This is a genomic window from Serratia sp. EWG9 (genome assembly GCF_019913725.1).
GTDB lineage: Bacteria > Pseudomonadota > Gammaproteobacteria > Enterobacterales > Enterobacteriaceae > Serratia > Serratia ureilytica.
In genome coordinates, this window is sequence record NZ_JADNRO010000005.1 from 47,442 (window position 1) to 68,419 (window position 20,978).

At 62.4% G+C, this 20,978-nt stretch carries 24 protein-coding genes and 1 pseudogene; 14 read left to right on the top strand and 11 right to left on the bottom strand.

Going from position 1 to position 20,978, the window contains the following annotated elements; genetic code table 11:
* Nucleotides 1-42: 42 nt before the first annotated feature.
* Genes ITX55_RS12965 through ITX55_RS12980 form a run of 4 tightly spaced genes read left to right on the top strand, consistent with a single transcriptional unit; the run spans nucleotide 43 to nucleotide 3,695 of the window.
* Nucleotides 43-1,203 (top strand): ABC transporter permease, encoded by a 1,161-nt coding sequence (locus ITX55_RS12965; RefSeq protein WP_072628081.1) that lies wholly within the window; start codon nucleotides 43-45, stop codon nucleotides 1,201-1,203.
* Entirely contained in the window at nucleotides 1,200-2,135 is a 936-nt protein-coding gene (locus ITX55_RS12970) for an ABC transporter ATP-binding protein (protein WP_047572208.1), read from the top strand. The genes ITX55_RS12965 and ITX55_RS12970 overlap by 4 nt, the downstream gene beginning before the upstream one ends.
* The gene (locus tag ITX55_RS12975; RefSeq protein ID WP_042783955.1) at nucleotides 2,132-2,905 is read left to right on the top strand and encodes an ABC transporter permease; all 774 of its coding nucleotides are present in this window, start codon (nucleotides 2,132-2,134) and stop codon (nucleotides 2,903-2,905) included. Before ITX55_RS12970 ends, ITX55_RS12975 begins: the two co-directional genes overlap by 4 nt.
* Before the next feature lie 28 nt (nucleotides 2,906-2,933).
* Nucleotides 2,934-3,695, top strand: coding sequence for a phosphate/phosphite/phosphonate ABC transporter substrate-binding protein (locus ITX55_RS12980; protein ID WP_080273377.1), 762 nt, complete (start codon nucleotides 2,934-2,936; stop codon nucleotides 3,693-3,695).
* A gap of 6 nt (nucleotides 3,696-3,701) precedes the next feature.
* On the opposite strand, the gene ITX55_RS12985 is transcribed toward ITX55_RS12980, so the two are convergent.
* From ITX55_RS12985 to ITX55_RS12995, 3 genes are all read right to left on the bottom strand, one after another.
* On the bottom strand, nucleotides 3,702-4,421 hold the full coding sequence (locus ITX55_RS12985; protein WP_033650527.1) for an SDR family oxidoreductase: 720 nt from the start codon (nucleotides 4,419-4,421) through the stop codon (nucleotides 3,702-3,704).
* Nucleotides 4,422-4,527: 106 nt separating this feature from the next.
* Complete coding sequence (locus tag ITX55_RS12990) at nucleotides 4,528-4,908, bottom strand: MarR family transcriptional regulator (protein ID WP_004939357.1); 381 nt, start codon at nucleotides 4,906-4,908, stop codon at nucleotides 4,528-4,530.
* Nucleotides 4,908-5,273: a DUF6516 family protein gene (locus tag ITX55_RS12995; RefSeq protein WP_108680333.1), complete on the bottom strand. Its 366-nt coding sequence runs from the start codon at nucleotides 5,271-5,273 to the stop codon at nucleotides 4,908-4,910. Before ITX55_RS12995 ends, ITX55_RS12990 begins: the two co-directional genes overlap by 1 nt.
* A 98-nt stretch (nucleotides 5,274-5,371) precedes the next feature.
* Here ITX55_RS12995 and ITX55_RS13000 point away from each other — a divergent pair, with 98 nt between their 5' ends.
* Nucleotides 5,372-6,283 carry a LysR family transcriptional regulator gene (locus ITX55_RS13000; protein WP_033642361.1) on the top strand — a complete coding sequence of 304 codons (912 nt, stop codon included), beginning with the start codon at nucleotides 5,372-5,374 and terminating at the stop codon, nucleotides 6,281-6,283.
* Here the strand turns inward: ITX55_RS13000 and ITX55_RS13005 are convergent.
* The 4 genes from ITX55_RS13005 to ITX55_RS13020 form a co-directional block, all read right to left on the bottom strand.
* The gene (locus ITX55_RS13005) at nucleotides 6,271-6,447 is read right to left on the bottom strand and encodes a hypothetical protein (protein WP_223085121.1); all 177 of its coding nucleotides are present in this window, start codon (nucleotides 6,445-6,447) and stop codon (nucleotides 6,271-6,273) included. The two genes, ITX55_RS13000 and ITX55_RS13005, sit on opposite strands and share 13 nt — an antisense overlap.
* Nucleotides 6,448-6,550: 103 nt before the next feature.
* Complete coding sequence (yedA, locus tag ITX55_RS13010; protein ID WP_033650530.1) at nucleotides 6,551-7,474, bottom strand: drug/metabolite exporter YedA; 924 nt, start codon at nucleotides 7,472-7,474, stop codon at nucleotides 6,551-6,553.
* A 108-nt stretch (nucleotides 7,475-7,582) separates the two neighbouring features.
* The gene (locus tag ITX55_RS13015; protein WP_033642363.1) at nucleotides 7,583-8,077 is read right to left on the bottom strand and encodes a DUF2878 domain-containing protein; all 495 of its coding nucleotides are present in this window, start codon (nucleotides 8,075-8,077) and stop codon (nucleotides 7,583-7,585) included.
* A gap of 177 nt (nucleotides 8,078-8,254) precedes the next feature.
* The gene (locus ITX55_RS13020; RefSeq protein WP_033642364.1) at nucleotides 8,255-8,908 is read right to left on the bottom strand and encodes a metalloregulator ArsR/SmtB family transcription factor; all 654 of its coding nucleotides are present in this window, start codon (nucleotides 8,906-8,908) and stop codon (nucleotides 8,255-8,257) included.
* A 103-nt stretch (nucleotides 8,909-9,011) separates the two neighbouring features.
* On the opposite strand from ITX55_RS13020, the gene ITX55_RS13025 reads away from it, so the two are divergent.
* From ITX55_RS13025 to ITX55_RS13040, 4 genes are all read left to right on the top strand, one after another.
* Nucleotides 9,012-10,466 carry an MFS transporter gene (locus ITX55_RS13025; protein WP_108680334.1) on the top strand — a complete coding sequence of 485 codons (1,455 nt, stop codon included), beginning with the start codon at nucleotides 9,012-9,014 and terminating at the stop codon, nucleotides 10,464-10,466.
* Nucleotides 10,467-10,602: 136 nt separating this feature from the next.
* The gene (locus ITX55_RS13030; RefSeq protein ID WP_033642366.1) at nucleotides 10,603-11,172 is read left to right on the top strand and encodes a helix-turn-helix domain-containing protein; all 570 of its coding nucleotides are present in this window, start codon (nucleotides 10,603-10,605) and stop codon (nucleotides 11,170-11,172) included.
* A 2-nt stretch (nucleotides 11,173-11,174) separates the two neighbouring features.
* Nucleotides 11,175-11,693, top strand: a complete 519-nt coding sequence (locus ITX55_RS13035) for a GNAT family N-acetyltransferase (RefSeq protein ID WP_033642367.1) — start codon at nucleotides 11,175-11,177, stop codon at nucleotides 11,691-11,693.
* Between the two features lie 32 nt (nucleotides 11,694-11,725).
* The gene (locus tag ITX55_RS13040) at nucleotides 11,726-12,142 is read left to right on the top strand and encodes a GNAT family N-acetyltransferase (RefSeq protein ID WP_335704521.1); all 417 of its coding nucleotides are present in this window, start codon (nucleotides 11,726-11,728) and stop codon (nucleotides 12,140-12,142) included.
* Nucleotides 12,143-12,526: 384 nt separating this feature from the next.
* On the opposite strand, the gene ITX55_RS13045 is transcribed toward ITX55_RS13040, so the two are convergent.
* From ITX55_RS13045 to ompC, 3 genes are all read right to left on the bottom strand, one after another.
* A complete protein-coding gene (locus ITX55_RS13045) occupies nucleotides 12,527-13,357 on the bottom strand; it encodes a 5'-nucleotidase, lipoprotein e(P4) family (RefSeq protein WP_049866662.1) in 831 nt (276 codons plus the stop codon).
* A gap of 15 nt (nucleotides 13,358-13,372) precedes the next feature.
* The gene (locus tag ITX55_RS13050) at nucleotides 13,373-14,221 is read right to left on the bottom strand and encodes a GNAT family N-acetyltransferase (RefSeq protein WP_033650534.1); all 849 of its coding nucleotides are present in this window, start codon (nucleotides 14,219-14,221) and stop codon (nucleotides 13,373-13,375) included.
* Nucleotides 14,222-14,400: 179 nt separating this feature from the next.
* Nucleotides 14,401-15,498: a porin OmpC gene (gene ompC / locus ITX55_RS13055; protein ID WP_033650535.1), complete on the bottom strand. Its 1,098-nt coding sequence runs from the start codon at nucleotides 15,496-15,498 to the stop codon at nucleotides 14,401-14,403.
* Between the two features lie 240 nt (nucleotides 15,499-15,738).
* Between ompC and ITX55_RS13060 the strand changes: the two genes are divergently transcribed.
* From ITX55_RS13060 to dinG, 4 genes are all read left to right on the top strand, one after another.
* Nucleotides 15,739-16,395, top strand: a complete 657-nt coding sequence (locus ITX55_RS13060; protein WP_042783963.1) for a glutathione S-transferase family protein — start codon at nucleotides 15,739-15,741, stop codon at nucleotides 16,393-16,395.
* A gap of 123 nt (nucleotides 16,396-16,518) precedes the next feature.
* Complete coding sequence (locus ITX55_RS13065; RefSeq protein ID WP_089194442.1) at nucleotides 16,519-16,851, top strand: carboxymuconolactone decarboxylase family protein; 333 nt, start codon at nucleotides 16,519-16,521, stop codon at nucleotides 16,849-16,851.
* The gene (locus ITX55_RS13070; protein WP_042783965.1) at nucleotides 16,841-17,233 is read left to right on the top strand and encodes a tautomerase family protein; all 393 of its coding nucleotides are present in this window, start codon (nucleotides 16,841-16,843) and stop codon (nucleotides 17,231-17,233) included. The genes ITX55_RS13065 and ITX55_RS13070 overlap by 11 nt, the downstream gene beginning before the upstream one ends.
* Nucleotides 17,234-17,299: 66 nt before the next feature.
* The gene (gene dinG, locus ITX55_RS13075) at nucleotides 17,300-19,498 is read left to right on the top strand and encodes an ATP-dependent DNA helicase DinG (RefSeq protein ID WP_033642371.1); all 2,199 of its coding nucleotides are present in this window, start codon (nucleotides 17,300-17,302) and stop codon (nucleotides 19,496-19,498) included.
* Here the strand turns inward: dinG and ITX55_RS13080 are convergent, their stop codons facing one another.
* Entirely contained in the window at nucleotides 19,499-19,933 is a 435-nt protein-coding gene (locus tag ITX55_RS13080; protein WP_042783967.1) for an Lrp/AsnC family transcriptional regulator, read from the bottom strand.
* Nucleotides 19,934-20,069: 136 nt separating this feature from the next.
* On the opposite strand from ITX55_RS13080, the pseudogene ITX55_RS24165 reads away from it, so the two are divergent.
* A pseudogene (locus ITX55_RS24165) lies at nucleotides 20,070-20,966 on the top strand (DMT family transporter); the annotation flags it as partial.
* Between the last annotated feature and the right edge of the window lie 12 nt (nucleotides 20,967-20,978).

The window sequence follows — 20,978 nt, forward strand, 5'->3', positions numbered from 1 at the left end:
GCTACGGAAGAGGGGGAAAACCGATGGCGCCGGAGAGTTTCTTTGACTATTGCCGTAAAACATCGCGTGTTGTTAACGCTGTTCGTGCTGTTGCTGCTGGCCGCCTTCGGCCTGCCGTTCCTCAGTTATGCCCCCAATCGTCTGCTGTCGGGTAAAAGCCTGTCCTTATTCTCCCTGTTGCACGGCCCGGCGCTGTGGCTGCTGTTGCCGCTGGCGGCGTTGGCGATCCTCAGCCTGTTGCCGCCGACGCGGGGGCGTGCGCTGTTGACGGCGCTGGCCGCCTGCGGGGTGCTGACGCTGGTCTTTTGGATCGGCGGACAGGCCGCTGAACGCCTGGCGCAGGAGGGATCGCGCCTGGCGCGCACCTCTTGGGGCAGCGGTGCCTGGCTGACGATGGCGCTGAGCCTGCTGATCGCCGCCGACGCGATGACGCGCCTCACCGCGTCGCACCTGCGGCGAATGCTCGGCAACGCGCTGGTGCTGGTGCCGCCGGCGCTGCTGCTGTTCGGCCATCAGCTCGATCAGCTGTCGCTGCTGAAGGAGTACCACAATCGGCAGGAGGTGTTTGACGCCGCGCTGCTGCAGCACCTGACCATTCTGCTGGCGACGATGGCGCCGGCGCTGGCGATCGGCGTGCCGCTCGGGGTGCTGTGTTTTCGCTCCGAGCGCTGGCAGAGGCCGATCTTCTCCGCGCTGAACATTATCCAGACCGTGCCTTCCATCGCGCTGTTCGGCCTGCTGATCGCGCCGCTGGCGGGGCTGGCGGCGGCGGTGCCCTGGCTGGCGGAACACGGCGTCAGCGGCATCGGCATGGCGCCGGCGATCGTGGCGCTGGTGCTGTACGCGCTGTTGCCGCTGGTGCGCAGCGTGGTGGCGGGGCTGCAGAGCGTGCCGGCCGGGGTGATTGAATCCGCCACCGGCATGGGGCTGACGCGCGGGCAGATCTTCCTGCGCGTGCAGCTGCCGTTGGCGTTGCCGCTGTTCCTGACCGGCGTGCGCATCCTGGCGGTGCAAACCGTCGGCATGGCGGTGGTGGCGGCGCTGATCGGCGCCGGCGGCTTTGGCGCCATCGTGTTTCAGGGGCTGCTCAGCAGCGCGCTGGATCTGGTTCTGCTGGGGGTGATCCCGGTGGTCATGATGGCGGTCATCGTCGATTCGCTGTTTAAATTTTGGGTTTCAATCCTGGACGTATCGCGCCGATGATTCACTTTGAGCAAGTCAGCAAAATTTTTCAGGGCAAGCCGGCGGTGGACGATCTCACGCTGCACATCGCCGAGGGCGAATTCACCGTGTTGATCGGCACCTCGGGTTCCGGCAAGTCCACGACGTTAAAAATGATCAACCGCCTGATCGAACACGATCGGGGCAAGATTCTCTTTGCCGGCGAAGAGATCCAGTCGTTTAAACCGCAGGATCTGCGGCGGCGCATGGGTTATGCGATCCAATCGATCGGCCTGTTTCCACATTGGACGGTGGAGGAGAACATCGCCACCGTGCCGCAGCTGCTGAAATGGCCGCGTGCGCGCATTCGCGATCGGGTGACCGAGCTGCTGGAGCTGTTGCATCTGGAGCCGGATCTGTTTCGCCGTCGCTACCCGCACCAGCTTTCCGGCGGGCAGCAGCAGCGGGTGGGGGTGGCGCGCGCGCTCGCCGCCGATCCCGAGGTGTTGTTGATGGACGAACCGTTCGGCGCGTTGGATCCGGTCACCCGCGCGGCGCTGCAGGCGGAAATCGCGCGTATTCATCAGATCTCGGGCCGTACCATTGTGCTGGTGACGCACGACATCGACGAGGCGTTGAGCCTGGCGGATCGTCTGGTGCTGCTCGATCAGGGGCGGGTGGTACAACAGGGCACGCCGCTGACGCTGTTGACCGCCCCGGCCAACGACTTCGTGCGTGACTTCTTCGGGCGCAGCGATCGCGGCATCAAGCTGCTGTCGCTGGGGACGGTGGCGGAGCGGGTGCGGCCCGGTGTCGCCGGGGGCGAACCGATCGCCGCTGCCATGAGCCTGCGCGAGGCGCTATCGGTGTTCGTGGCGCGCGGCAGCGACTGCCTGCCGGTGGTGGATGAACGGGGCGAAGCGTTGGGGGTTCTGCACTTCCACGATCTGATCGCCGGGCAGGCGCTGTCATGAGCGGGCGTCTCTGGCGCCTGCTGCGCGATCCGCTGCCCTGGACGCTGGCGCTGCTGTTGGCGCTGGTGTTCGGTATGGATCATCTGCGCGGTCTGTTTGCCGCCTGGTTCCCCGATCTGGACCGGCCCATTTATCAGCAGGACAGCTTTATCGCGCTGGTGGGGGCGCACCTGTCGCTGGTGGCGATCTCCAGCCTGATTGCGGTGGCTCTCGGCGTGGCGGCGGGCGTCGCCGTGACCCGACGCGGCGGCCGGGAGTTTCGTTCGCTGCTGGAAACGGTGGTGGCGGTGGGGCAGACCTTCCCGCCGGTGGCGGTGTTGGCGGTGGCGGTGCCGGTGATGGGCTTCAGCGAGCAGCCGGCGATCATCGCGCTGGTGCTGTACGGCTTGCTGCCGATCCTGCAGGGCACGCTGGCGGGCATCGAATCGGTGCCGCCCGCCACGCGCGAGATCGCCCGCGGCGTGGGGATGAGCGCCTGGCAAATACTGTGGCGGGTTGAACTGCCGCTGGCGGCGCCGGTGATTGTCGCCGGGATCCGCACGTCGGTGATCATCAACATCGGCACGGCGGCCATCGCTTCCACCGTCGGTACCAAAACGCTCGGTTCGCCGATCATCATCGGCCTAACCGGGTTTAACACCGCCTATGTGATCCAGGGCGCGGCGGTTGTGGCGTTGTTGGCTATTATCACCGATATGCTGTTCGAACGTTGGGTGCGTTATCTCACCGCCTGGCGTCAGCATACGCTGGCGGCCACTCCGGCGGGGTAAGGGGGAAATGATGCAGGTGTCTCTACCGATGTACGGCGTTGGCCGGGAGCAGGCCGACGCTTTCTGGCAGGTCTTGCGCGGCAAGCTGCTGCGGCTGGGGCTGCCGGCGGCGCCGGAACGGCTCAGCTGGCCGGACGATTTGGCGCAGCATTGGCGGCGCGAGGATCTCTTGCTCAGCCAAACCTGTGGTTATCCGTTGGTCAGCAGCCTGCCGCAGGTGCAGCTGATCGGAACCTATCATTATCGGGTGGAAGGGTGCGACGGGCCTAATTACCGCAGCTGGCTGGTGGTGCGCGCGGGCGACTCCGGCGAACGGCTGGCGGATTTTCGCGGCCGGACGGTGGCGTATAACAGCACCGATTCCCAGTCCGGCTACAACGGCTTACGCGCGCTGATCGCGCCGCTGGCGCAGGACGGGAAATTCTTCGGTGCAGCTATCGCCTCCGGGGCGCATTATCAGTCGCTGAAACTGATCCGCAGCGGGCAGGCGGATATCGCCGCCATCGACTCCATCAGCATGGAACTGCTGCGCCGCGCGCAGCCGCAGGCGCTGGAGGGGCTGAAAATCATCGGCCGCACGGCGGCGGTGCCGGGTTTGCCGCTGATCACCGCAGCCGGCACGCCGCCGGAACAGGTGGACATCCTGCGCGCCGGCGCCCGAGCGATGCTGGATGAGGCGGTCAGCGACCGCCTGCTGATCGGCGATTTCAGCCTGGTGCCGCGCTCGGCTTACCAGATTATCACCGTGCTGGAGCAGCAGGCAGCCGCACAGGGCGTAACGGCGCTCTAGCCGCCGTTACAGCAGGCCGCCGCCGTCGATGTCGATCACGCTGCCGGTGACGAAACCGTTCTCCATCGCCAGCAGGTAACCCGCTGCGACGTCGGCCGCCTGGCCGATCCGGCCGACCGGCAGACTGACGCTCACGCGCTCGAACAGCGCCTGACGCTGCGCGGCGCCCATGCCGCCGTAGGCTTCGGTGGCGGTGATGCCGGGGCTGACCACGTTCACCCGCCGCGGCGCCAGTTCCTTCGCCAGCTGTTTACCGACCGCTTCCAGCGCGGCATTGATGCCGGTTTTGATCAACTGACCGCCGAGGTATTTGCGCGACAGCTGGCCGGAGGTCAGAGTGATGGAGCCCTGCGGCGCCAGCGTCGGCAGCGCGGCCTGCACCGCGCGCAAGCTGCCCCAGAATTTGACGTTGAAGTCGGCCTGCGCCTGCTCAAAAGCAGTCTCCGCCAGCGGTTTCGCCTGCACCAGCGGCCCGGCGGTGATCACCAGATGGTCGAAAGCGCCGACGGCGGCAAACAGCGCATGCAGCGACGCTTCATCGGTCAGATCGGCCTGCATCAGATGCAGCGCGTCGTTTTTCTCCCCGGCGTGGGGAAGGCGGCGCGAAGCCAGCACCACTTCAGCGCCGCGCGCCGCCGCCGCGTAGGCCACCGCGGCGCCAATGCCGCTGGTGCCGCCCAGGATCACCAGCTTTTGTCGTTTCAGGGGGGAGTCAGGAATCGTCATGTTAAGGCCTCTTTTTAGGTAAGTTTCAACGGGATCTATCTTTCCTGATTGAAAATCACCTAACAATCGGCCTTACTGATAAACACTTATTAATAAATATTAAAGATCATGCCGCGCTAAAGCGGGCGTTTAGCTTCTGATCCACGATGATTTCGAAATCGGTAAACAGCGCTCGGGGTTTCACTGAACGCCCCTGTTTTTCCAGTGCCACCAGGCCGTGCCCGCTCAGCGTTTTCAGCGTGGTGGACAGATTGCTGACCTGGCGCCCCGACAGTTCGGCCAACTGGCTGATGGTCTCGGGGCGGGCAGTGTCGATCAGACGCAGCAGGGCAATATTCTCGTTGCTGAGCACCTGGGCCAGCGCAATCATCGACGTAAACCACACTTTGGGCTCACGTTCCTGTGGCTGGTATTCCCCTTTTGCGATCGCCAGTGTGCGCTTGCGAATCAGTTCTTCAGGCATCACGCCAATCAGTGCTTTCATCATCAACCTCGGTTTTCTCTCTTGCGTATGACTTCGTCTATCCGGATAAAAAAATCTTCCACCAACTGATAGGCGGAATGAAACTCGTAGGGTGAGCCTTTGTCCGTCGGGGAGTCATGTTGGTGATCGTAAACGACGCGGCCCGAAAATTTACCTTTGCGGGGTGTTTTAATGGCATGCGCGTTGTCTATGCCAAAAACCCGGGTATTGTGGTTATCATGCAAGGTCAAATTGTAACGGATGCCGTGAGGGATAAAGGCCGTTTGGGTCACCGTCCAAGCCTCGATTTTCCACCAATAGCCATCCTCACGATTGACCCGCGTGCCATGCAGGCTAAGGATGTAGTCCAGTCCGTTGTGTTCATCCATTGATCAAAGCTCCATTTATTATGATCTAATCATAACAATTGGGCGTTTTATCGTCAATCCGATACGCCGTGAATCCGGCTCTCTAAGAAGGGAAATACATGACCTCATTTGTCGATCTCGAGGTGTTTGTCCGCACGGTGGACGGCGGCAGTTTTTCCGCCGCGGCGCGCGCGCTGGATATGACGCCGGCGGCGGCCAGCATTGCGGTGAAAAGGCTGGAGCAGCAGTTGGGCGCGCGGCTGCTGGTGCGCTCCACCCGCAGCCTGAGGTTAACGGAGGAGGGGGCTCGCTATCTCGACAGCGCGCGCCTGGCGCTGGGCGCGTTAGCCGAAGGAGAGCAGGCGATCCGCGAGAAGCATCAGGGGCTGTCCGGGGTGCTGCAGATTTCCGCGCCGTCGGATTTTGGCCGCAATTTGCTGCTCTGCTGGCTGGATGAGTTCCGCCTGCAGCATCCGCATATTCAGCTGCAGCTTCTGATCAACGATCGGCAGGCCGACCTGTTCCGCGAACCGGTGGACGTGGCATTGCGCTTCGGGCCGCTGGCCGACTCTTCGCTGGTGGCGCTGCCGATCTTGCCGCAGCATCGGCGGTTGATCTGCGCCAGCCCGGATTACCTGCGGCGTCACGGCGCGCCGCAAACGCCGGCCGATCTGGTTCGGCACAGCATTCTGGTGTATCAGCCCAGCGGCAAACGGCAGGTGGAATGGCGGCTGTGGCGCGGTGAGGAGGGGGTCGAAGTGCCGCTGAACGGCAGCTATTTTACCGATGACGGCGAGGTGGCGCGGCGCTGGGCGCTGGCGGGGCACGGCGTGGTGCGCAAGTCGGCGATCGACGTGGCGGCCGACATTCACGCCGGGCGGCTGGTGCAACTGTTGCCGGAATGGCGCAGCGACGCGGTGCCGATCAATCTGGTCTGCCCGCATCGTTCGCAGGTGTCGGAACGCGTCAGGCAGCTGCAGCGCTTTTTACAGCAGCGCTGCCAGCGTTGGATGGACGATCACTTGGCCTGAAGGGTTTCGGTTTGCGCCGGCGTGGCGGCGGTATCCCCGGTAGGCGCGCTTTCTTCGTGCGGGGTGGTGGAACGGGTGTAGATGTTCAGCCCGGCGAGGAATACGCCGCCCAGAGAACCGAAGGCGCACAGGGCGATGACGATGACGAACGCTTTTTTCAGCATAGGAATAATTTCGCAGGTTGCTTGGAACAGCGGGAATTATAGCCCCTTCGCCGGGTGAAACAAGAATCGTTTTTAACGGCGGCCCGCAGACCGCCCTTTGTGATCATCGCCGTTCGCAGTCGATGGCCTGTACGTTGGCCGGGCGGGCGAACAGGTATTTTCCCAGCGTCACCAGCACCACCGCCGCCACGATGATCACCAGCGCCAGCCACTCGCGCGGCGCCAGCGATTCACCGGCAAAACCGATACCGAGCAGCACCGCCACTACCGGGTTGACGTAGGCATAGCTGGTGGCGACCGCCGGGCGCACGTTCTTCAACAAGAACATATAGGCGCTGATCGCCAGCATCGAACCGAAGACGATCAGATAGCCCAGCGCCAGAAAGCCGCCGGTGCTCGGCATCTGAACGAGGCGCTCGCCGCTCAGCTGGCTGGCTGCCAATAACACCACGCCGGCGACCAGCATCTCCGCCGCCCCGGCCATCGGCCCGGCCGGCAGCGAGATGCGCGATCCCAACACCGATCCGAAGGCCCAGCTGGCCGACGCCAGCAAAATCAGCAGCGCGCCGGTCGGATTGCCCACCAGGTTGTTGCCGGTATTAAGCAGCACGATGCCCACCAACCCGAGCGCGATGCCGGCCCATTCCAGCTTGGTGTTGCGCATGCCCCACAGCAGGCTGAAGCAGAGGGTAAACAGCGGCACCGTCGCCACCATCACCGCCGCGATGCCGGACGGCACGTGTTGGTGTTCCGCCACCGTCACCAGGCCGTTGCCCACCGCCAGCAGCAGAATGCCGATGGCGCCGGCGGCCAGCCACTGCTTCGGCGTCGGCAGCGCGTGGCCGCGCCAGGCCAGGAAACTGAACAGCACGATGCCGGCTAGCAGAAAGCGAATCCCGGCCATCATCAGCGGCGGCCACTGTTCGACGCCCAGACGAATGACGAAATAGGTGGAACCCCAAACGATATATAACGTGAACAACGCCCCGATCAACGGCAGGACGCTACGGCTTTGTTGGCTAAGCATAGGATTGTATTCTGTGGGAATGATTATTATTAGAACGCTCAGTAAACCCGATCGGGCAACCGATAAGCAATGGCCTGCGGCATTATTTTTCCGGCGGCCGAAAGCCGTTCAATGGCCTTGCTGTTTCCACTGCAGCCAACTGACGGCTGGCAGATAAATCGACCAGCCGATGGCCAGCAGCAGCAGCATGAACTCCGGCGGCATGCCGGGCAGCAGGGCGTCCAGTTTCCAGGACACGGCGTAGGCGAAGGGGCCGAGGGCGGCGCCCAATACCGCCAGCGGCCAGGGCGCCGCTCTGACCACGTCCAATAGCCAATACCACCAGCAGCCGAAGCCGATCCACAGCGCGATGGTCCAGAGCGGCAGGCCGTGTTGCCCGCTGTAATGCAGCACGCCGCTGTAGCTCCACAGACCATCCATGCCGATGCCGCCCAAGGCGGCCAGGGCGGCGCCCTTGCGGCGGGCGGCGGGGGTAAAGATCAGCGCCAGCGCCGCACCGGCCAGCAGTATGCCGTTGAGCCGATCGCGAGTCAGCAGCGCCAGCAGCCAGCAGACGCCCAGCCCCAGCGTCGCCAGCCAGAATCCGGCATGCGGCTTCTTCATCGTTCAACTCCCGTGGGGTTACTCTGCCGCCGTGCGCAGCGCGCCGACGGAGGTGTCAGAACGGGCGCGGGGCCCGTTGTTTGCCTGAATATTCGATAATTCAACCTTAGAAGGGAAGGTGCGGGGTGCACAAGCAGAATAATCTGTACCGGTTGAAAACGCGGGCAAAAACCGGTGTTACAAGAGAGAAATCCGGTAGGCGCAGCGGCGAGAGCCGGCCAGAATGTGTTCGGCGCGCTCCACCTGCGCCTGCAGCACTTCGGTGAAGATGCTCAGCTCAGCGCGGCAGAAGCCCTGGCAGACGGTGGCGGCGGCGCAGATCGGGCAGTGGTTTTCCACCAGCAGATAGGCGCCGTCTTCCTCCTGACGCCATTCGGCCATATACCCTTCGCGGCAGCGGATCTCGGTGAGGCGCGCCACGCGTTCGCGCAGATCGGTGGCGCCGATCATCGCCTGCTTGTAGTTGATGCGGTTTTCCTGCTCACGGGTCTCGATCAGCAGGTCGATCGCCTGTTCACCCAGCTTGTCACGCACGGTGCGCAGCAGCTGCACCGTCAGATCCGCATGGGTGTCCGGAAAGCGTGCGTTACCGGCGGCAGTCAAATGCCACAGCTGCACCGGGCGGCCCACGCCGCGCGTTTCCGCGATCGCTTCGACCAGCCCCTCTTTCGCCAGCTTGACGAACTGCTGGCGGGCCGCTTCACCGGTGGTGCCGAGCACTTTTCCTGCGTCTGAGGCTTGCTGCGGGCCGCGGGTCTTCAATAGCGTCAGCAAACGGTCACTGACCGATTGTGCGGTGCTGCCGCCATTTTCCAAGTTTATTCTTGACATATTTCTCCGCCTCGCCCTAACTTATTCCAAGATAACTCTTGTTAAATTTAACGCAATCTCATGACCAACTCAATGCCATTCCTCTGAAAACAGGACAACAACCGTGATAACCCATGACGATAGCCGCTGGAGCGACCTTTTCTCCGGCAAAAATGCGGCCAGTGCGATCGCGCTCTCGCTTGGCGTGGCGCTGCATGCCATCAATATTCTGGTCGCCACCACCATTCTGCCCTCGGTGGTGCAGGATATTGGCGGTCTGGAGCTCTATGCCTGGAACACCACGCTGTTCGTGGTGGCGTCGATCCTCGGCTCCGCGCTGTCGGCCCGCTTGCTCAGCGGCTACGGCGCGCGCAACGCCTATCTGGTCGCTTCGCTGTTTTTCATCGCCGGAGCGGGGCTGTGCGCGCTGGCGCCGAGCATGCCGGTGATGCTGATCGGCCGCACGGTGCAGGGATTCGGCGGCGGGCTGATCTTTGCGCTCTCCTACGCGATGATCAATCTGGTGTTCGAGCAGCGATTGTGGCCGCGCGCCATGGCGCTTATCTCGGCGATGTGGGGCATCGCCACGCTGGTCGGCCCGGCGGTAGGCGGCATTTTCGCCGAGTTGCACGCCTGGCGTTGGGCCTTCGGCATTCTGCTGCCGATCATGGCGCTGTACGCCGCGTTTACCTTCCTGATCCTGCCCAAGGGCCAGGCGCAGCAGGCAGCCGCGCCGCTGCCGACCGCGCAGCTGCTGTTGCTGACCGTGGCGGTGCTGGTGGTGTCCGCCGGCAGCCTGGCGCACAGCGTCTGGATCAACCTGGCGGGCATCGCGCTTTCGCTGGCGCTGATGGCCTGGCTGATGAAGCGCGAGGCGCGCTCGCGCGCGCACCTGTTGCCGCATGGCGCGCTGCGGCGCGGCTCATCGTTGGCGGCGCTCTATATTACGGTGTCGTTGCTGGTGATCGGCATGACCAGCGAAATCTTCGTGCCCTATTTCCTGCAGTTGCTGCACGGCCAGTCGCCGCTGATCTCCGGCTATATCGCCGCGACCATGGCCGCCGGCTGGACGTTGTCCGAAATCCTCAGCTCCGGCTGGCGCGGGGCGGGCATTCGCCGGGCGATCGTCAGCGGGCCGCTGTTCGTGCTGGTGGGCCTGCTGGCGCTGGCGATCCTGATGCCGACGCCCTCCGGCGGTCACTGGCAGGCGCTGACCCCGATCGTCATCGCGTTGTCGCTGGTGGGATTCGGCATCGGCTTCGGCTGGCCGCATCTGCTGACGCGCATTTTGCAGGTGGCGCCTGAAGCGGACAAAGACATCGCCGGCGCCTCGATCACCACGGTGCAACTGTTCGCCACCGCATTCGGCGCGGCGCTGGCGGGGATGATCGCCAACCTGGCGGGGCTGAACGATCCGGGCGGCGCGGCGGGCGCGGCATCGGCGGCGCGTTGGCTGTTCCTGGCGTTCGCGCTGGCGCCGCTGCTGGCGGTATTCAGCGCCTGGCGCTGCGCCGCAATCGCGCCGCCGGCCGCCGAGACGGGCAATTTTGTACCCAACCCGTCCTCGCGCGAGTGCTAGAACGCTTCTCCTCATTCGGCGATGTTTGCGGTGATCCTGGCGTTATTCCTGCGCGACATTGTTAAAATTCGCTTGCTATATCTCTAATTTGAGATTATTTCTCTTATATGGGATTTTTTTAAGCGGAGTGTGAACGATGGATAACGGTCTGGACAATGCCGACCTGAGGTTGGCGCAGCGGCTGGCGGATTTGCGCCAGCAACGGGCGTGGTCGCTGGAGGAGCTGGCGCAGCGCACCGGCCTTAGCCGGGCGACGCTCTCGCGGGTGGAGCGCGCCGAGACCAGCCCGACGGCGTCGTTGCTGAACCGGCTGTGCGCCGCCTATGGGTTGACCATGTCGCGCCTGCTGAGCGAGATCGAAGACGAGCCGCCGGAGCTGTTGCGGCCGCAGCAGCAACCGGTGTGGGTCGATCGCGCCAGCGGTTTTCACCGTCGCTCCGTTTCTCCCCCCGCTGCGTTGTATAAGGCTGAATTTATCGAAGCCCGGCTCGATGCCGGCGCGCAGATCGATTACGACCTGCCGTCGATTCCGGCGCTGGAGCACCATCTCTGGCTGCTGTCCGGGCAGCTGGAGTTGACGCTGGAAGGGCGCGTTTTCCGGTTATCATCCGGCGACTGCCTGCGCTACCGCCTGTTCGGCGCCTCCCGTTTCCATGTCCCCGGCGATGAGCCGGCCCATTACACCCTCGTTATTTGCAGGCCATAGCCATGATTGAATTGCAACAGTGGGACGCCGGCGCGGCGCAAAGCGCCATTGCCGAATTGGCCGAAATGCTGCACGCCAGCGTGGCGCACGGCGCCAGCATCGGTTTTGTCATGCCTTTCACGCTGACGCAGGCGCAGGCGTTTTGGCAGGGGTTGCTGCCGGCCATCGCGCGGGGAGAGCGTGCGATGCTGGTGGCGCTCGCGAACGGCCGGCCGGTCGGCACCGTGCAGCTGCTGTTGGCGATGCCGGACAACGGCCGTCACCGGGCGGAAGTGGTCAAGCTGATGGTGCACCCGCAGGCGCGGCGGCAGGGCGTCGCCCGGCTGTTGATGCAGGAAGTGCAGGCGCTGGCGGCGCGTCATCGCCGCAGCCTGTTGGTGCTGGATACCCTGAGCGGCAGCGCGGCGCAGGGGCTGTACCGTCAATTGGGGTTCGAGGCGGCGGGCGACATCCCGCAATACGCCCGCGCCAGCGACGGCGGGGCGTTGGAGGCCACCTGCTATATGTACAAACTGCTGTGATTCTTCGGATACTATTAAGTGAAGTCGATAGCTTGGACGCACTGACACTGATGGCGGAGTTGTCGGTGCAGTTGGCTGAGATCACCGGCGATAGCGGTACGTCCTCGTTTGATCCTGCTTCTATAGAAGCGGATGGAGGTTGTTTTATGTTGGTACGCAATGCTGACGATGAAGCTGTAGCTTGTGGGGCGCTTCGTCGATTAACTTCTGGCGTTGCAGAGCTGAAACGAATGTATGTGCGGGAGCCTGGCAACGGCATTGGCCGTAAATTATTGCATGCTTTGGAACAGCAGGCTCGATGGTTGGGGTATCGACAACTGTGGCTGGAAACTCGAAGAGTGAACCAACGTGCCATCAAGTTTTATCTGGCTCAGGGGTATCGGATACGCGAAAACTATGGCCGTTATCGAGGTAATCCACAGGCGGTCTGTTTCGAGAAAGTTCTGTAATGATGTTGCAAGTCCCCATAGCCATTTGACATTGAAGATCCGTGCCTTGCCTGCTTAGGTTACGTTCAGATTACATCAAAGAGCGGATGCTGCTACGCGGTTCGGGCGATTAAAATCGAGAGAATTAACGGATTAGCTACTCTGATATTGCTGAAAGGATGTGAAAGTGCTCGTTTCACCGAGAAGCGTTGTTGGATTAACTCACAGGGCGGTGCCGATACCGATTTCTCACATTTCTGATGCCCGCAACCCAAAATGTGAGCATCCACATTTCTTCATCTTCATGCCGCCGAACTAACGTCCCCATTGGTTCGGCGGCATGCTCCGCTAATCCCTTTTTGACAAAATATTAGGTTATATGGGGCATTTCTCCCTATTCCTGAGTCAGCGCCCGCGCCAGGCTTTGATCGCCTGCTGGCGCACCTGCAGCTTTTGCTGCGGCGTCAGCTTGTTGTAGTCGCGAGCCAGGCCGCTTTCCCAGTCGCCGTACATCGGGTTGGGCAGCACGATGAATTCGGTGCCGAACTTGGCCTGGTTCTTGCTGACGAACGCCCGGCGCTGCGCATTGTCCTGGTGGTAAGTCGCGGCGCCGAAGTCGTTCAGGTTGTCGCCCGCGTACACCACGATGTCATAGCCGGCTTGTTTGATGGCGTCGAAGCGCGCCTGTTTATTGGCGGTGTCGGTGCTGAGCAGCACGGTTTTTGCCGACAGGCCGGTGAAACCGAGCTTCTGCATGTTGGCCACCGTGGCGGCGTAGTCGCTCTGTTTACGGTTCGACACGTAGAACATGGTCCCCTGATGGGCGTTAACATAGCGGGCGAACGCCACTGCGCCCGGCACCGCGGCGGCCTGTTCGGCCTGCGTCCATTTGGCCCAAGTCGCGCCGTCGTACGGTCGGCCCTGCTGCGCCTGCCAGCCGGAGTAGGCGCTGTTATCCAGCATGGTTTCATCCAGATCGACCACCACCGCCTTTTTACGGCCTGGCGCGGCCCTGGCCTGATCGAAGGCGCGCTGCGCGCTGTTGAACGCCTGATGCGCCAGCGCCTGGTATTCGCCGGACTGTTGGAACCAGTTGACCGCCAGCACCGATTGATCCGCCAACCGCTGCTGGGCCTGCGCGTCGGCGTGCGGCGGCTGCGCGCAACCGGTCAAGGCCAGCAGCGCGACGCCCATCGCCGCGCCGAGGGTGAGTGTGCGTACCTGTTTTCCTGCCATTGTTATCTCTCTTTTTTATTGTGGACTGTCCAGCAGCATATCCATCTCGAACTGACGCAGGGGATCCTGCCGCCAGCCAAGATGCGTAAAGAAGGGGGCGGCCACCTCGGGCACAAAAACGTTGGCGGTCAGCGGCAAAGGGGCGAACTGCGCTTGCAGAGCGGCCAGCAAGGCGCGGGCATGCCCCTGGCCGCGATGCTGCGGCGGCACGTAGATCAGGCGCAGCCAGCAGTGCTCGGCGCCGGGCATCACCACGGCGTAGGCTTGGCGTTCGAGGGTATAAGCGCGCGGTTTGCCCGGCAGTTTGAACAACGACTCGGGGGCGATCAGCCAGGGCAGGTCGGTGGCGCCTTCCGCCGTCAGGCGATGGCTGACGGTCAGCGGATCGACCGCCTGCAGCACCGCCTTGCCTGGCGGCACGGCCGCCGGCGCCTGATGGCCGGTCAGGGTGCGCACGATGCGCAGCCCGGCGCGGTGGTACAGCGCCAGCGCGGCTTCGTTGCCTTCGATCACTTCCAGCGACAGCCGATGATCGCCGCGCTGACGGGCATCCGCTACTACCCGCTGCATCAGCGCCTTACCCAGCCCCTGACCGCGCATCTCGGGGCGTACGGAAAAGGCCGCGATCCGGCTGTGCCGGCCGCGGCGGGCGATCAGCGCCACCGCCACCGGTTCATTGCGATGGGTGACGATCAGGCTGTCGTTCAGGCTGAGATCTTCGGCTCCGAAACGGGCGGCGAAGGTCGGCCCGTCGAGGACGAAACGCACGATGTAGTTTTCAAAACAGTGGTTGAGGATGTTCGCCAGTTCGTCGCTGCTGTAGCGCACGGCGTTGTGATAGTTAAACCGACCGTCGTTATGCATGGCTGATTCCGCTCGGGGGAAAGCTATACATGTAGACCCGTTTGTTTGGCAAGGCAAGCGGGGGCATTCGCCGGCGGGGAAAATAAAAACAAAAAAGCCGGACGCAGCCGCCCGGCGAAATAAAACTCTGGGTATCAAGTGACGCTAAAGTTTGCAGTGGTGGTTATTCATTCATCACATCAGAACTGATAGGTCAGGGCGACGGCAATCACGTTGTCGTCTTTCAGACCCAGCTTATTATTGCTGTCGAGCTGGTTGATTTTATAATCCACATAGGTCGACATGTTCTTGTTGAAATAGTAGTACGCGCCGACGTCGATATATTTCACCAGGTCGGCATCGCCGATGCCTTCAATATCTTTACCCTTCTGCTGAACGTAGCCCAGCGATGGACGCAGACCGAAGTCGAATTGATATTGCGCAACCAGTTCCAGGCCTTCGGCTTTATTGGCGAAGCCGCTGACGGAAGTGGAGCGGTTATTGATGGTGGCGGTACCGGAAATTGGCGCGATGTTGCGGCTTTCCGAGTAGGTCGCGGCCAGGTAGACATCGTTATTGTCATACTTCAGACCGGCGGCCCAGATATCGGCCTTGTCGCCTTTACCGAAGGTGCCCGCTTTCTGACTGGCGGTGCGGTTGGAAGAGGCATAGGCGGCGCCCACGCTCAGGCCGTCGATGATTTCATAGCTGGAGGAAAGGCCCCAGCCGTCGCCGTTCGCCTTGCTGGCGGAGCGGCCGTCGTTTTCGTTCTTGCCCTGATACTGGACGGCGAATTTCAGGCCGTCGACCAGACCGAAGAAGTTGTTATTGCGGTAGGTGGCGACGCCGTTGGTGCGGCCGTTCATGAAGTTGTCGGTTTTGACGTATGCGTCGTCGCCGAATTCAGGCAGCATATCCGTCCAGGCGCCGACGTCGTAAATAATGCCGTAGTTGCGACCGTAGTCGAAAGAACCGAGGTCTTTATATTTCAGACCGGCGAAGCCCAGACGCGTTTTAGTGTCTTTGGTGCCGTCGGATTCAGAATGGTTAGCGGCGATCTGATATTCCCACTGGCCGTAACCGGTCAGCATATCGTTAATCTGAGTCGCGCCTTTAAAGCCGATACGGACGTAGGTTTTATCGCCATCGTTGCCGGCATCATCGGAGAAATAATGCAGGGCTTTCACACGACCGTAAAAATCGAGCTTGTTGCCGTCTTTATTGTAGATTTCTGCTGCCTGTGCCGCTTGCGCAAGTAAAAGTGCCGGAATAATAACGGCCAGAAGATTACGTTTCATGGGTTACCCTGCTTTATTCGATTAAAAGACGCTATCATCAGTTGCATTGCTGCTTTACTGTGCCGTCCGGTTGTTGGCGGCGGAGAATTTTTACCGTAGTAATGTGATCTATTTATGACAAAAAATTCATTTTCATGTCGAACGATTAAAAAAGTCGCGCAAAGGGTGAATTTTTTCTGCAACCGACGGTCTGCGGCTGGTCTACAGTTACCGATAGCCTGATCGGTTTCCGGAGGAATCATGCACGATACTTATACATTGTTCGGTACGCAGGGGTGTGGCTCGACCATCGTGGCCGCCGCGTTGGTGCTGACCGCGTTCCCCTGGGGCTACGAGGAAGTGGATTACACCCAGGAGGGCCCGGAGCGGGATCGCCTGTTGGCGTTGAACCCGCTCGGCCAGGTCCCCACTCTGGTGCTGCCTGATGACGAAGTGATGACGGAGAGCGCGGCGATTATCCTGCTGCTGCACGATCGCGCGCCGCACGCCGAATTGGCGCCGCCCGGCGGCTCGCCGCTGTTGCCGCGCTTTTTGCGCTGGCTGTTGTTCATCAACGCGGAGATTTATCCCACTTTCACCTACGCCGACCATCCGCAGCGCTGGCAGCCGAAAACGGAAGGGGCGGAACAGCTGAAAAACGCAGTGATGAGCTATCGCGAGCGTTTATTGCGGCAGTTGAACGCCGCCGCCGGCGCCGCCGGACCGTGGTTTCTCGGCAAGAGCTTCAGCGCGCTGGATCTGTACGTGGCGGTGATGTGCAACTGGCGGCCGGGGCGCGCGTGGTTCCGGCAACACTGCCCGCGGCTTTACGCCATCGCCGAACGGGTGGAGCAGCGGCCGGAGCTGAATGCGCTGCTGAGCGCCCATTTCGACGGCGTTGCGCCGCTGGAATCGTGACATCTCCCCGCCGCCAGCGGGGAACCCTCCCGTTTTTCTGAACCGAGACTGCCGAAAATCCCGATTTTCACTCGCCTCGTCGGCGGGTAGCGTAAGGCTATCTGCAACTGACAGGAGAGTGTGATGCAATCAGAATCCCGGGCCGGACAACAGGCGTTCGGCGATATCGCCCCCAAGCTGGCGCAGCTCAGCGACAGCGTCTTGTTTGACGATGTCTGGCAGCGGCCAGAGCTGAGCCCGCGCGAGCGCAGCTTGATCACCGTCGCCGCGCTGGTGGCGCTTAACCGCCTGGAGCAACTGCCGTTTCATCTGCAGCTGGCGCAGCGCAACGGCGTCGATCGCCCGCAATTGGCGGAGCTCATCACCCACCTGGCGTTTTACGCCGGCTGGCCCGCGGCGGCGTCGGCCGTGGCGCGCTTGCGCGAGCTGGAACCGGAGGCGCCCCATGCCGTTTAGCCGCATCGCCCTGCATCAGGGCAAATCCGCCGACTACCTGCAAACCTTGTCCGACAGCCTGCATCAGGCGCTGGTGGAGGCCTTCGAGGTGCCGCCGGCGGACAAATTTCAGGCGATCGATCAATACCGCCCCGGTGAGCTTATCTACGATCGCGATTATCTCGGCGGGCCGCGCAGCGCGGATTTCGTGCTGTTTTACATCACCGCCGGGCGGCCGCGCGACAGCGACACCAAGCGGCGTTTTTACCGGCGGTTGGCGACGCTGCTGGCGGAGAACCTGCGGCTGAACCCCGAGGATGTGATGGTGGTGATCGCCACCACCCAGTTGGACGAGTGGTCGTTCGGCGGCGGTCGCGCCTCGATGATCGATCCGCAGGCGTAACTCGGGCTGACGCCGCCGGCGGTCTGTGGGACAATAGCGCCATCATTTCGTTTAGATAAGAGTTGAATGGCGCTCTCCTCCGCAGTTAAAGATCAGATTGGCCAGTGGTACAAAGCCCTGCAGCAGCAAATACCGGATTTCATTTCCCGCGCGCCCCAGCGTCAGATGATCGCCGAGGTGGCGAAGACGCTGGCCGGCGACTACCCGCGCCATCTGGCGATCGAGGCGCCGACCGGCGTCGGCAAAACGCTGTCTTACCTGATACCGGGCATCGCCGTCGGGCGGGCGGAGAGCAAACCGCTGGTGGTCAGCACCGCCAACGTGGCGCTGCAGGATCAGATCTACAGCAAGGATTTGCCGCTGCTGAAGAAGATTATTCCCGATCTGAAATTTACCGGCGCCTTTGGCCGCGGGCGTTACGTCTGCCCGCGCAATCTGGCGGCGATGAGCACCGACGTTAGCCAACAGGGCGATCTGACGCTGTTTCTCGACGACGAGCTGGCGCCGTCCAGCGGTGAAGAGCAGGCGCTGTGTCAGAAGCTGACCAAGGCGCTGGCTCGCTTTGAGTGGGACGGGCTGCGCGATCACTATCAGCAGAGCATCGACGATCCGCTGTGGGCCAAGCTGAGCACCGACAAGGCCAACTGCCTGGGGCGCAACTGTCACTACATTCGCGAATGCCCGTTCTATATCGCCCGCAAAGAGATCGAGAGCGCCGACGTGGTGGTGGCCAACCACGCGCTGGTGATGGCGGCGCTGGAGACGGAATCGGTGCTGCCGAACCCGAAAGAGCTGCTGCTGGTGCTGGACGAAGGCCACCATTTGCCGGAGGTGGCGCGCGACGCGCTGGAGATCGACGGGGAAATCACCGCGCTGTCGACCAACCTGCAGCTGGACATGATCGTGCGCCAGGTCGAACAGTGCATGACGCAGTACCGGCCGAAGAATCCGCCGGGGCTGGCCAACAGCGAACGGCTGAAAAACCATTGCGAGGAGCTGCGCGAGCTGGTGCAGATCTTCGAGCATCAGGTCAGCGCCTATCTGCCCGGCGACAGCGTGGCGGCCGAGCACCGTTTTGAAATGGGCGAGCTGCCCGCGGAGATGGTGGAGAGCTGCGCGCGGCTGTTCAAACTGACCGATGCGCTGCGCGGGCTGGCGGAGTTCGTGCTTAACGATCTTACCGAACAGACCGGCAAGCACGACATCATGCGTCTGCACCGCTCGATCATTCAGATGAGCCGCACGCTGGGCTATCTGGAGGCGATGAGCAAGCTGTGGCGGCTGGCGGCGCTCGACAAGTCGTCCAACGCGCCGATCTCCAAATGGGTCACGCGCGAACTGCGCGATAACGTCACCCATCTGTATTTGCACTGCGTCGGCATTCGCGTCAGCGATCAGCTGGAAAAGCTGCTGTGGCGCAAGGTGCCGCACGTGGTGGTCACCTCGGCCACGCTGCGTTCACTGAACAGCTTCGCGCGTTTGCAAGAGATGAGCGGGCTGAGCGAGAAGGCCGGCGATCGCTTCGAAACGCTCTCATCGCCGTTCAATCACGTCGAACAGGGCAAGATTGTCATTCCGCAGATGCGCTATGAACCGGCGCTCGCCAATGAGGCGGAGCACCTCGAGGAAATGGCGCGGTTTTTCCGCGCCGAGCAGGCGAGCGGCAAGCACAAAGGCATGCTGATCCTGTTCAGCAGCCACCGGGCGATGCAGACTTTCCTCAGCTACGTGACCGATCTGCGGCTGATGCTGCTGGTGCAGGGCGACCAGCCGCGCTACCGGCTGGTGGAAGAACACCGCAAGCGGGTGGAGAAGGGCGTCGCCAGCGTGCTGGTGGGGCTGCAATCGTTCGCCGAAGGGCTGGATCTGAAAGGCGAACTGCTGACCCAGGTGCATATTCACAAAATCGCGTTCCCGCCGATCGACAGCCCGGTGATCATCACCGAAGGCGAGTGGCTGAAATCGCTGAAGCGTTATCCGTTCGAAGTGCAGAGCCTGCCGAGCGCCTCGTTCAACCTGATCCAGCAGGTCGGCCGCCTGATCCGCAGCAACCAATGTTACGGCGAGATCGTGATCTACGATCGCCGGCTGTTGACCAAAAACTACGGTTCGCGGCTGTTGGCGTCGTTGCCGGTGTTCCCGATTGAGCAGCGCGCGGTGCCGGAGGCCGACAAGGCGCATCTGGCGGCGCTGAAATCCGCCGCCGACGCGGCTAAAAAGGAGAAGAAGCGCGGCAACCCGTTCGCCCGCAAACGGCGGCGTTGATCAGAGCAGCGGCGGCAGGCGGCGCTTGACCGGCGTGGTTTTCACGATCGAGGTGTTGCTCTGCGCGTGTTCGGCCAGCCGATCGAGGGTGTGGTCGAGCTGTTCCATCGAGTGCGCCACCAGCCGCACGATAAAGCAGTCTTCGCCGGTCACCTTATCGCATTCGACCACTTCGGGGATCGCCTGAATCAGCTGTTCGACCTTCTTCAGCATGCCCGGCAGCGGCTTGATGCGCACCAGCGACTGAAAGGCGTAACCCACCGCTTGCAGATTGACGTTCAGGGTATAGCCCTGGATCACGCCGCTTTCCTCCAGCCGCCGCAATCTTTCCGACGTGCTCGGCGACGACAGGCCCACCTGCGCGCTCAGCGTCTTCAACGATGCGCGCGCATCTTCCGCCAGAATGGTCAGGATTTGGCGATCGATATCATCCATAACGCCTCCGTTAGGTGTTTCCTTGATTGTAGCTGCGAGAAAAAGGCAGTTAAGCACATCTGCCTTTTTTATGCTATGGAAAGCCGCCCTGCGAAGCCGCAAGCTATGTCTCTGGGCAAGCTTTGAGGAACGCAGAATGAATGCAGAGATAAAACGCGGCTCGCTGGAGATGGCGGCGGCGATGCTGATTTCCGGCTCCATCGGCTGGTTTGTGCTGATGTCCGGCCAGCCGGTGGTCAACGTGGTGTTTTGGCGCTGCGCGGTGGGGGCGCTGGTGCTACTGGCGGTGTGCGGCGCGCTGGGCCAGCTGCGCCGCGATGCGCTGACGCGCGCCACGCTGCTGCTGGCGATCGCCGGCGGCGTCGCGCTGGTGATCAACTGGCTGCTGCTGTTCGCCGCCTATTCCTATGCCTCTATTTCCATCGCCACCGCGGTGTACAACACCCAGCCGTTTATGCTGGTGGGGCTGGGGGCGCTGTTTCTGGGGGAACGGCTGACCGCCCGCAAGCTGCTGTGGCTGGGCTTGGCGTTCGGCGGCATGATGCTGGTGGTGCTGGCGCAGCCGCGGCAGGCGGGGGAGCAGAGCCATTATCTGGCGGGCATCGCGCTGGCGCTCGGCGCGGCGTTTTTCTACGCCCTGATGGCGCTGGCGGCCAAGCGGCTGAAGGGCACGCCGCCGCATCTTATTGCGCTGATTCAGGTGACGGTAGGGGCGGTGATGCTGCTGCCGCTGGTGGATTTTCATGCGTCGGCCAGCGTTGGCCAGTGGGGGATGCTGGCGACGCTCGGCGTGTTGCATACCGGCCTGATGTACGTGCTGATGTACGGCGCGTTGCAGAAGCTGCCGACCCACCTGATCGGCTCGCTGTCGTTCATCTACCCGATCGCCGCCATGCTGGTGGATCGCCTGGCGTTTGGCCACCGGCTGTCGGCATGGCAACTGCTGGGGACGGCGATCATCCTGCTGGCGGCGGCGGGCATGAACCTGCTGGGCGATCGGCGAGCGCGACTGCTGCCGGCCTCGGACGGCCGCGCGCCGGCTGAT

What these genes read in the sequence shown, in the direction of transcription:
- ITX55_RS12970 (WP_047572208.1), top strand. Translation starts at nt 1,200, where the DNA reads ATGATTCACTTTGAGCAAGTCAGCAAAATTTTTCAGGGCAAGCCGGCG.
- ITX55_RS12975 (WP_042783955.1), top strand. Translation starts at nt 2,132, where the DNA reads ATGAGCGGGCGTCTCTGGCGCCTGCTGCGCGATCCGCTGCCCTGGACG.
- ITX55_RS12980 (WP_080273377.1), top strand. Translation starts at nt 2,934, where the DNA reads ATGTACGGCGTTGGCCGGGAGCAGGCCGACGCTTTCTGGCAGGTCTTG.
- ITX55_RS12985 (WP_033650527.1), bottom strand. Translation starts at nt 4,421, where the DNA reads ATGACGATTCCTGACTCCCCCCTGAAACGACAAAAGCTGGTGATCCTG.
- ITX55_RS12990 (WP_004939357.1), bottom strand. Translation starts at nt 4,908, where the DNA reads ATGATGAAAGCACTGATTGGCGTGATGCCTGAAGAACTGATTCGCAAG.
- ITX55_RS12995 (WP_108680333.1), bottom strand. Translation starts at nt 5,273, where the DNA reads ATGGATGAACACAACGGACTGGACTACATCCTTAGCCTGCATGGCACG.
- ITX55_RS13000 (WP_033642361.1), top strand. Translation starts at nt 5,372, where the DNA reads ATGACCTCATTTGTCGATCTCGAGGTGTTTGTCCGCACGGTGGACGGC.
- ITX55_RS13005 (WP_223085121.1), bottom strand. Translation starts at nt 6,447, where the DNA reads ATGCTGAAAAAAGCGTTCGTCATCGTCATCGCCCTGTGCGCCTTCGGT.
- yedA (WP_033650530.1), bottom strand. Translation starts at nt 7,474, where the DNA reads ATGCTTAGCCAACAAAGCCGTAGCGTCCTGCCGTTGATCGGGGCGTTG.
- ITX55_RS13015 (WP_033642363.1), bottom strand. Translation starts at nt 8,077, where the DNA reads ATGAAGAAGCCGCATGCCGGATTCTGGCTGGCGACGCTGGGGCTGGGC.
- ITX55_RS13020 (WP_033642364.1), bottom strand. Translation starts at nt 8,908, where the DNA reads ATGTCAAGAATAAACTTGGAAAATGGCGGCAGCACCGCACAATCGGTC.
- ITX55_RS13030 (WP_033642366.1), top strand. Translation starts at nt 10,603, where the DNA reads ATGGATAACGGTCTGGACAATGCCGACCTGAGGTTGGCGCAGCGGCTG.
- ITX55_RS13035 (WP_033642367.1), top strand. Translation starts at nt 11,175, where the DNA reads ATGATTGAATTGCAACAGTGGGACGCCGGCGCGGCGCAAAGCGCCATT.
- ITX55_RS13045 (WP_049866662.1), bottom strand. Translation starts at nt 13,357, where the DNA reads ATGGCAGGAAAACAGGTACGCACACTCACCCTCGGCGCGGCGATGGGC.
- ITX55_RS13050 (WP_033650534.1), bottom strand. Translation starts at nt 14,221, where the DNA reads ATGCATAACGACGGTCGGTTTAACTATCACAACGCCGTGCGCTACAGC.
- ompC (WP_033650535.1), bottom strand. Translation starts at nt 15,498, where the DNA reads ATGAAACGTAATCTTCTGGCCGTTATTATTCCGGCACTTTTACTTGCG.
- ITX55_RS13060 (WP_042783963.1), top strand. Translation starts at nt 15,739, where the DNA reads ATGCACGATACTTATACATTGTTCGGTACGCAGGGGTGTGGCTCGACC.
- ITX55_RS13065 (WP_089194442.1), top strand. Translation starts at nt 16,519, where the DNA reads ATGCAATCAGAATCCCGGGCCGGACAACAGGCGTTCGGCGATATCGCC.
- ITX55_RS13070 (WP_042783965.1), top strand. Translation starts at nt 16,841, where the DNA reads ATGCCGTTTAGCCGCATCGCCCTGCATCAGGGCAAATCCGCCGACTAC.
- dinG (WP_033642371.1), top strand. Translation starts at nt 17,300, where the DNA reads ATGGCGCTCTCCTCCGCAGTTAAAGATCAGATTGGCCAGTGGTACAAA.
- ITX55_RS13080 (WP_042783967.1), bottom strand. Translation starts at nt 19,933, where the DNA reads ATGGATGATATCGATCGCCAAATCCTGACCATTCTGGCGGAAGATGCG.